Here is an 8,972-nt window from a genome sequence, read left to right as displayed (position 1 = left end):
CTATTTTAAAGTAAAAAGTCAGTCTGTCAAGTCCTTTTTTTCGCTGCCGTTTCCGGCTGGTTGCTCGCGATCCGTTGCGAGCCGCTTATTAAACTGGATTCCGTATTCCGTGTCAACCGTCTTTTTTTCGGTCAACCCCGAATCGGTTGGTGATCCGGGCCGCTCTGCCCTGAGCGAGCTGCGCATTTTAGACGCTTCTCGAAAAACGTCAACACTTTTTTCATCCTCTCGTCACTTCGCCCTCCTCTCGCGCGCGCGTTCATTTATATGCGCGGGAATGAACGTCCACTCCTCGCCCCTGTCTGATGCCATCAGGGGCGCGCTGGTTTAATCTTCACTCGCACCGCATTCAACCAAGTACCGAGGACCTCATGCCAACCGATCCCCCACGTCACGGGCGCACCGGCAAGCCGATCAATACCGAGAAGCTCGATCGCGTGGTCGCCGCCGCGCGCAAGGCCAGCGACGACCGCGCCGCCGGTTACCGCGAACAGGCGCTCAAGCTCTACCCCTGGGTCTGTGGTCGCTGCGCACGCACCTTCACCCGCGAGAACCTGCACGAGCTCACCGTCCACCACAAGGACATGGACCACGACAACAACCCGGCAGACGGCAGCAACTGGGAGTTGCTGTGTCTGTACTGTCACGACAACGAACACCAGAAGTACGAGGAGCACCTCGCCGCCAAGGCCGGGGGCCGCACCCGCACTCGCGAAGACGGTCAGAAGGAGACCACCCACAACCCCTTCGCCGGTCTCGGCGCCCTGCTCAACAAGGGCGATTGAGCGGACGCAGCGCCCGCCATCCGGTGGGCGCCGTATAATCCCACCCCACGCCATCCCATTCGGACGCGCCGGCGCGCGTCACCCCAAGGAGTCCCCGCACCGCATGTCGCGTCACACCTTCTTCGCCTCGGCCCCGAAACACATGGGCGATCTGCTCGCCGACGAACTGCGCGGGCTGGGGCTCGCCGACGCCACCGAGACCCGAGGCGGCGCGCGCTTCTCGGGCGACCTGGAGGCGGCCTACCGCGCCTGTCTGTGGTCGCGCGTGGCCAACCGCATCCTGCTGCCGCTGGCCGAGTTCGCCGCCGAGGACGCCGACGCGCTCTATGCCGGGGTCACCGAGCTGTCCTGGGAGGATCACTTCTCGCCGGCGCAGAGCATCGCGGTGCAGTTCGACGGCGCGCTGAACGCGACCCCGAACCGACACTACGCCACCCTGCGCGTCAAGGATGCCATCGTCGACCGCTTCTCGGCGCGTTGTGGGCAGCGCCCGGACGTCGATACCGAATGGCCGGACATCGGCATCCACGTCTATGCCCAGCGCGACCAGGTCACCGTCAGCCTCGATCTCTCCGGCGGCTCGCTGCACCGGCGCGGCTATCGCCGTCAGGGCTCGGCCGCGCCGCTCAAGGAGAACCTCGCCGCCGCGCTGCTGCTGCGCGCCGGCTGGCCCGAGCTGGCCGCCGAGGGCGCGGCACTGCTCGACCCGATGTGCGGCTCGGGCACCCTGGTGATCGAGGGGGCGCTGATCGCCGCCGACATCGCCCCGGGCCTGCTGCGCGAACACTTCGGTTTCCTCGGCTGGTCGGCGCACCAGCCCGAGGTGTGGGCGGCGCTGTGCGAGGAGGCGCGCGCGCGCGCCGAGGCCGGGCGCAAACGCGTCGGCACCCTGCGCGGCTACGACTGCAACCCCAACGCCATCCGCGTGGCGATCGACGATCTGGCGCTGGCCGGGCTCACCGGCCTCGCGCACTTCGAGCGGCGCGAGCTGAGCGACTGCCAGCCGGTGCATGCCGAGGATCGCGGGCTGGTGATCGTCAACCCGCCCTATGGCGAGCGCCTCGGCGCCGACGACGACCTCGAGGCGCTCTACGCGCGACTCGGCTCGGTGCTGCGCGAGCGCTTCCTCGGCTGGCGGGCGGCGGTGTTCACCGGCTCGCCCGAGCTCGGTCACCAGCTCGGGCTGCGCGCGCACCGCACCCACACCCTCTACAACGGCCCGATCGAGTGCCGCCTGCTGCACTTCCAGATCGAGGCCGAGCGCTTCGCCACCAACCGCCCGCGCCCGTTGCCACCCGAGTCGCTCGGCCCCGGCGCCGAGATGTTCGCCAACCGGCTGCGCAAGAACCTCAAGGCGCTGCGCAAGTGGTGCAAGCGCGAGGCGATCGACTGCTACCGTCTCTATGACGCCGACCTGCCCGAGTACGCCTTCGCCATCGACGTCTACGGCGGCGTCGACGGACGCTGGGTCAACGTCCAGGAGTACGCCCCGCCGGCGAGTGTCGATCAGAAGCGCGCGCGGCTGCGCGCCCGCGAGGCGATGACGATGATCCCCGAGGTGCTCGAGATCCCCGCCGGTCAGGTCCATTTCAAGGTCCGTCGCCAGCAGAAGGGCGCCAGCCAGTACGAGCGCATCGCCGAGACCCGTCGCTTCCACCAGGTCGCCGAGGGCGGCCATCGCTTCCTCGTCAACTTCGAGGACTATCTCGACACCGGCCTGTTTCTCGATCACCGCGACACCCGCGCCCTGGTCGGGCGGCTGGCCGCGGGCGCGCGCTTCCTCAACCTCTTTGCCTACACCGCCAGCGCCACCGTCTATGCCGCGCGCGGCGGCGCGCGCTCCACCACCACGGTGGACATGTCGCGCACCTATCTCGACTGGGCCGAGCGCAACCTGGTGCTCAACGACATCGGTGGGCACGATCACACCCTGGTCCAGGCCGACTGTCTGCAGTGGATCGAACGTCACGCCGGACGACGCGAATTCGACCTGATCTTCCTCGATCCGCCGAGCTTCTCCAGCTCCAAGCGGATGCAGGGCACCTTCGACGTGCAGCGCGATCATGTCGACCTGATCGCGGCGACGATGCGCCTGCTCGCCCCCACGGGCACGCTGATCTTCTCCAACAACCGCCGCGGCTTCCGCATGGACCATGCCGCCCTGCCCCGGCTCGAGATCACCGACCTCACCGCACAAACGCTGCCGCACGACTTCGCGCGCAACCCGCGCATCCACAACTGCTGGCAGATCCGTCGCCGCGACCCGGCGCGAGGCAGCGATGTTGAGTAATACGTCACCAGCGTTTAAGGTTGCCGGCTCGACCCGGCGGCCCGCGGCGGCCCGCCAGACGTCAGAACCGGGCGCACCCGCCCCGTGCGGGGGATGCGCCGCAGCAATGGACCGGACCCCTGAACGACATGCTTGAGGTAGTGCAGCTCGAATGCCGACGCGGTGATCGGCTGCTCTTCAGCGCGCTGGACGTCGAGGTCGGGGGCGGCACCCTGCTGCACGTGCGCGGTCGCAACGGTAGCGGCAAGACCACCCTGCTGCGTGCACTCTGCGGTCTGTTCACCCCGGAGCGCGGCAAGATCCGCTGGCGCGGCACCCCGATCGCCGAACTCGGTGACGAGTACCACCGCGACCTCCTCTACTTCGGCCACCTCAACGGCATCAAGGGCGACCTGACCGGGGTCGAGAACCTGCGCGTCACCACCACCCTCGACGGCGAGCGCCTCGACGAGCAGGCGCTGTGGGCGGCGCTCGCGCGCATCGGTCTGCAGGGCTTCGAGGATCTGCCGACGCGGATGCTCTCGCAGGGGCAGAAGAAGCGGGTGGCGCTGGCGCGACTGGTGCTCAGCCGCGCGCCGCTGTGGGTGCTCGACGAGCCCTTCACCGCGCTCGACACCGCTGCCGTGGCGCTGCTCGAGACGTTGATCGCCGAGCACGTCGCCGGCGGCGGCATCGTCGTGCTCACCACCCATCAGGACGTGCCCCTGACCTCGGGGCAGGTCGCGCGACTCGACCTCGGGAGCTGAACCACCGGTGTTGCGACTCTTCTGGTGCATCCTCTCGCGCGACCTCACCCTCGCGCTCAGACGCGGCACGGACGTGCTGACCAGTCTGTTCTTCTTCGTCATCGTGGTGAGCCTCTTCCCGCTCGGCGTCGGTACCGAGCGCGAGGTGCTGCAGACGCTCGGCCCGGGCGTGGTCTGGGTGGCGGCGCTGCTCGCCTCGATGCTCGCACTCGAACGGCTGTTCGCCGCCGATCATGTCGACGGCACCCTCGAGCAGATGCTGCTCACCGATCAGCCGCGCGCGCTGCTGGTGCTGGCCAAGATCACCGCCCACTGGCTGCTCACCGGGCTGCCGCTGGTGCTGATCGCCCCGCTGGTGGGGATGCAGTACCACCTCACCGGCGCCGCCGTCGGGGTGATGATGCTCACCCTGCTGATCGGCACCCCGGTACTCAGCCTGCTCGGGGCGATCGGCGCGGCGCTGACCCTGGGGCTGCGCGGCGGCGGCATCCTGCTGGCGCTGCTGATCCTGCCGCTCTACATCCCGGTGCTGGTCTACGGCGCCGGGGCGATCGACGTCGCCGCCACGGTCTCGGTCGCCGACACCCGGCCCTACTTCGAGCTGCTCGGCGCCTTCCTGCTGGTGACATTGGTCTTCGCCCCGGTGGCCGCCGCCGCCGCGCTCAAGATCTCACTCGAATAAACCCTCAAGCGAACGCAGACACCCGCCATGGCACTGAACTGGTTCAAATTCGCCTCGCCCGCCTCCTTCTACCCGATCGCCGGCAGGCTGGTCCCGGCCTTCTGGATCATCACCCTGATCCTGCTCGGGCTCGGGCTCTACTGGGGCTTCTTCGAGACCGCCGACCGACTCGGCGGCAGCAATGCCCAGAAGGAGTACTACCGCATCATCTTCATCCACGTGCCGGCGGCCTGGATGTCGATGTGGCTCTACGTGGTGATGGTCGGCTGGGCGGCGATCGGACTGGTGTTCAACACCCGGTTGTCGTTCATGATGGCCAATGCCGTCGCCCCCACCGGCGCGATCTTCACCTTCCTCGCACTGTGGACCGGGGCCTTCTGGGGCCGACCGAGCTGGGGCACCTACTGGGACTGGGACCCGCGCCTGACCTCCGAGCTGGTGCTGTTCTTCCTCTACATCGGCTATATCGCGCTGCACTCGGCGATCGACGACGTGCGCCGCGCCGATCGCGCCGCGGCGCTGCTGGCGATCGTCGGGCTGATCATGGTCCCGGTGATCTTCTGGTCGATCAACTGCCCCGATCCCAACCAGTGCGCCGCGCTGCACCAGCGCTCCGACCTCACCCAGATCGACGCCAACATCCTCTTCGCGATGCTGGCGATGACCTTCGGATTCTGGACCTATTCCTTCGCCACCAGCTTCATGCGACTACGCGGCATCATCCTGCAGCGTGAGTCCGAGAGCGCCTGGGTGCGCGACCTGCTCGACACGGGGGACAAGGCATGAGCGACTTCTTCGCCCAGGGCGGCTACGCCTTCTTCGTCTGGGGGGCCTACGGCATGACCGCCCTCCTGCTGGTGATCGAGGTGCTGCAGTTGCGCGCGCGCCAGCGAACCATTCGCGCCCGGCTCGGTCGATTGATGCGGATTCGTGACGCAGGAGCCAACGATCAATGAAACCCCGACAGAAACGCCTGCTGTTCGTCGCCCTGGCCATCGTCGGTGTCGGCACCGCCGCCACCCTGGCGCTGACCGCGCTCAACAGCAACATCTCCTACTTTTTCAGCCCGACCCAGGTGCTGGCCAACGAGGCCCCCCAGGATCGCGTCTTCCGCCTCGGTGGACTGGTCACCGAGGGCAGCATCGCGCGCCAGGAGGACGGGCTGACGGTGCACTTCGATGTCACCGACAACGCCGAGACCGTCACCGTCGCCTATACCGGCATTCTCCCCGACCTGTTCAGCGAGGGTCAGGGCGTGGTCACCAAGGGACGGCTCGGCCCCGACGGCGTGTTCTACGCCGACGAGGTCCTCGCCAAGCACGATGAAAGCTACATGCCCCCCGAGGTCGAGAGCACCCTGCAGACGGCCCAGGCCGAGGGTGCATCGGACACCGCGGAGACGGCCGGAGTATCCAACTGATGGTTCCTGAACTCGGGCACTTCGCCCTGATCCTCGCCCTCGCGATCACCCTGGTGCAGGCGGTGCTGCCGCTGGCCGGCTCGTTCACCGGCAACCGCACCTGGATGGTGATGGCGCGCCCGCTGGCCTGGGGTCAGCTCACCTTCATCGGCATCGCCTTCGGCTGTCTGCTGCTGGCCTTTCTCACCGACGACTTCTCGGTGATCTACGTCGCCAGCAACTCCAACACCCTGATGCCGCTGATCTACAAGGTCTCGGCGATCTGGGGCGCACACGAGGGCTCGCTGCTGCTCTGGGCGCTGATGCTCGCCGGCTGGGGCGCGGCGGTGGCCGCCTACAGCAACAACCTGCCGCTGCCGATGGTGGCGCGGGTGCTGGCGGTGATGGGCATGGTGGCGATCGGCTTCCTGCTGTTCATGCTGCTGACCTCCAACCCCTTCGAGCGCATCTATCCCGCACCGCTCGAGGGCCGCGACCTCAATCCGCTGCTCCAGGACCCGGGGCTGGCGATCCATCCGCCGATGCTCTACATGGGCTATGTCGGCTTCTCGGTGGCCTTCGCCTTCGCCATCGCCGCGCTGATCGGCGGCAAGCTCGATGCGGCCTGGGCGCGCTGGTCGCGCCCCTGGACCACCGTTGCCTGGGTCTTTCTCACCATCGGCATCGCGCTCGGCTCCTGGTGGGCCTATTACGAGCTCGGCTGGGGCGGCTGGTGGTTCTGGGACCCGGTCGAGAACGCTTCCTTCATGCCCTGGCTGGTCGGCACCGCGCTGATCCACTCGCTGGCGGTCACCGAGAAGCGCGCGGCCTTCAAGAGCTGGACCGTGCTGCTCGCCATCTCGGCCTTCTCGCTGTCGCTGCTCGGCACCTTCCTGGTGCGCTCCGGGGTGCTGACCTCGGTGCACGCCTTTGCCACCGATCCAACGCGCGGCTCCTTCATCCTGCTGTTTCTCTGCGTGGTGATCGGCGGCTCGCTCGCGCTCTACGCTTGGCGCGCGACCGACATCTCCGGCGGCGGGCGCTTCGACCTGCTCTCGCGCGAGAGCTTCCTGCTGGTCAACAACCTGCTGTTCGCCACCCTCACCGTGCTGGTGCTGTTCGGCACCCTGGCGCCGCTGATCTACGAGGCCGCCGGCTGGGGCAAGATCTCGGTCGGCTTCCCCTGGTTCAACAAGATGTTCGTCGCGCTCTCGCCACTGCTGGTGCTGGCCACCGGGGTCGGTCCCAACACCCGCTGGAAGCATGACGAGCCGGTACGACTGCTGCGCGCGCTGTGGCTCGCCGCCGCGCTCGGCATCGCCGCCTTCCTGCTGGTCTCCTGGCCCGGCTTCTCGGCGCGCGACATCGGTGTCGGCCTGGGCATCGGCATGAGCCTGTGGCTGGTGGTCACCCATCTGGCCAGCCTGCTCGATCGTCTCAAGCACAAGGGCGGGCTGCGCGCGCTGCGCCGCGACATCAACCCCAGCAGTCGCAGCTACTACGGCATGCTGCTGGCGCACCTGGGGCTGGCGGTGTTCATCGTCGGCGTCACCCTGGTCTCCAACGACGGCGCCGAGACCGACGTGCGGATGTCGCCGGGTGATGTCCACGAGGCCTCCGGCTACCGCTTCCTGTTCAACGGCGTCACCCCGGTCGAGGGCCCCAACTACACCGCCCAGCGCGGCGAGTTCGTGGTCTACGACGGCGAGCGCGAGATCGCCGTGCTCCACCCCGAGAAGCGTCGCTATGTCTCCGGCGGCATGCCGTTGACCGAGGCGGCGATCGACGCCGGGCTGCTGCGCGACATCTATGTCTCGCTCGGCGAGCCGATCGGCAACAGCGGCGACTGGGCGCTGCGTCTCTACTACAAGCCCTATGTCCGCTGGATCTGGCTGGGCGCCATCCTGATGGCGCTCGGCGGCGTGCTCGCCGCCAGCGACCGGCGCTATCGCAGCGTTCGCAACCGCGCCACCGCGCCGTCCGGCGCGGCGACGAGCGCCGCCTGACCCAGACCCGCAAGGTATGCAGATGAAAGGTTCAAAAACCCGCGCACTGATCCCGCTGGGGATCTTCCTGGTCCTCGCCGCGCTGCTCTTCTACGGGCTGCAGCTCGACCCGCGCAAGGTCCCCTCGCCACTGGTGGGCAAGCCCGCGCCCGAGTTCGACCTGCCCTCGCTGAAGGACCCGCAGCAGCGACTCGATCGCGAACTGCTGCTCGGCGAGGTCTCGCTGGTCAACGTCTGGGCCTCGTGGTGCCCGTCCTGCCGCCAGGAGCACGCCGAGCTGCTGCGCATCGCCCGCGAGCACGGCGTCCGCGTGATCGGCTTCAACTGGAAGGACGACCGCGCCAGCGCGCTGCTGATGCTGCGCCAGTACGGCAACCCCTATACCGTCTCGCTCTACGACCCGGACAACGAGGCCGGCATCGACTGGGGCGTCTACGGCGCCCCGGAGACCTTCGTGGTCGACCCCGAGGGCATCATCCGTCACAAGGAGATCGGTCCCATCACCCCCGAGGTGTGGGAGGAGAAGATCCGTCCGATCGTCGAGCAGTATCGCGCGAGGAACTCATGAAGCGTCGTCACCACCGTCCACTGCTCGCCGGGATGGCACTCGCCGGCGCCCTGCTCGCCGGCACCGCCCAGGGCTACACCCTCGAGGAGTTCACCTTCGAGGACCCGAACCAGTTCGAGGACTTCCGCGACCTGATCAGCGAGTTGCGCTGTCTGGTCTGTCAGAACGAATCGCTCGCCGGCTCCCAGGCCGGGGTCGCCCAGGACCTGCGCGAGGAGGTCTACGCGATGATGCGCGAGGGTCAGAGTCGCAAGGAGGTCGTCGACTTCCTGGTCGCCCGCTACGGCGACTTCGTGCTCTACGATCCGCCGATCAAGCCCTCGACCTATATCCTCTGGTTCGGCCCCTTCGTACTGGTCGGCGGCGCCGGGCTGCTGCTGTGGCGCGCGATCAGACGCAAGAAGGCCGAGCCCGAGCAGGACCTCACCGCGGACGAACGCGCCCGACTCCAGCAACTGATCGCCTCGCGCGACGACGAGCAACGAGACTAGCGCCC

At 67.9% G+C, this 8,972-nt stretch carries 11 protein-coding genes; all 11 read left to right on the top strand.

The genetic code is table 11. The features are described from left to right. The coding region (locus EBL84_RS17320; protein ID WP_223806992.1) for a hypothetical protein at nt 1–331 on the top strand (331 nt) is incomplete at its 5' end. A gap of 40 nt (nt 332–371) precedes the next feature. Further along, nucleotides 372–785 carry a YajD family HNH nuclease gene (locus EBL84_RS10325; protein WP_123140735.1) on the top strand — a complete coding sequence of 138 codons (414 nt, stop codon included), beginning with the start codon at nt 372–374 and terminating at the stop codon, nt 783–785. Between the two features lie 103 nt (nt 786–888). Further along, entirely contained in the window at nt 889–3,075 is a 2,187-nt protein-coding gene (gene rlmKL, locus EBL84_RS10320) for a bifunctional 23S rRNA (guanine(2069)-N(7))-methyltransferase RlmK/23S rRNA (guanine(2445)-N(2))-methyltransferase RlmL (RefSeq protein WP_123140734.1), read from the top strand. Between the two features lie 128 nt (nt 3,076–3,203). After that, nucleotides 3,204–3,821 carry a cytochrome c biogenesis heme-transporting ATPase CcmA gene (gene ccmA, locus EBL84_RS10315; RefSeq protein WP_123140733.1) on the top strand — a complete coding sequence of 206 codons (618 nt, stop codon included), beginning with the start codon at nt 3,204–3,206 and terminating at the stop codon, nt 3,819–3,821. Between the two features lie 7 nt (nt 3,822–3,828). Next, entirely contained in the window at nt 3,829–4,503 is a 675-nt protein-coding gene (gene ccmB, locus EBL84_RS10310; protein WP_123140732.1) for a heme exporter protein CcmB, read from the top strand. 27 nt (nt 4,504–4,530) lie between these two features. Beyond that, entirely contained in the window at nt 4,531–5,289 is a 759-nt protein-coding gene (gene ccsA, locus EBL84_RS10305) for a cytochrome c biogenesis protein CcsA (protein WP_123140731.1), read from the top strand. Beyond that, nucleotides 5,286–5,459, top strand: a complete 174-nt coding sequence (gene ccmD, locus EBL84_RS10300; RefSeq protein WP_005221019.1) for a heme exporter protein CcmD — start codon at nt 5,286–5,288, stop codon at nt 5,457–5,459. The genes ccsA and ccmD overlap by 4 nt, the downstream gene beginning before the upstream one ends. After that, nucleotides 5,456–5,923 (top strand): cytochrome c maturation protein CcmE, encoded by a 468-nt coding sequence (gene ccmE, locus EBL84_RS10295; protein ID WP_123140730.1) that lies wholly within the window; start codon nt 5,456–5,458, stop codon nt 5,921–5,923. Before ccmD ends, ccmE begins: the two co-directional genes overlap by 4 nt. Next, the gene (locus EBL84_RS10290; RefSeq protein WP_123140729.1) at nt 5,923–7,908 is read left to right on the top strand and encodes a heme lyase CcmF/NrfE family subunit; all 1,986 of its coding nucleotides are present in this window, start codon (nt 5,923–5,925) and stop codon (nt 7,906–7,908) included. The genes ccmE and EBL84_RS10290 overlap by 1 nt, the downstream gene beginning before the upstream one ends. 22 nt (nt 7,909–7,930) lie before the next feature. Then, nucleotides 7,931–8,476, top strand: coding sequence for a DsbE family thiol:disulfide interchange protein (locus tag EBL84_RS10285; protein WP_123140739.1), 546 nt, complete (start codon nt 7,931–7,933; stop codon nt 8,474–8,476). Then, entirely contained in the window at nt 8,473–8,967 is a 495-nt protein-coding gene (locus tag EBL84_RS10280) for a cytochrome c-type biogenesis protein (protein ID WP_123140728.1), read from the top strand. The genes EBL84_RS10285 and EBL84_RS10280 overlap by 4 nt, the downstream gene beginning before the upstream one ends. Nucleotides 8,968–8,972: the final 5 nt, after the last annotated feature.

It is taken from the genome of Marichromatium sp. AB31, from assembly GCF_003718685.1.
Lineage (GTDB): Bacteria > Pseudomonadota > Gammaproteobacteria > Chromatiales > Chromatiaceae > Marichromatium > Marichromatium gracile.
The sequence above is the reverse complement of the archived record's forward strand: the minus strand, read 5'-3'. Positions and strand labels throughout refer to the sequence as shown.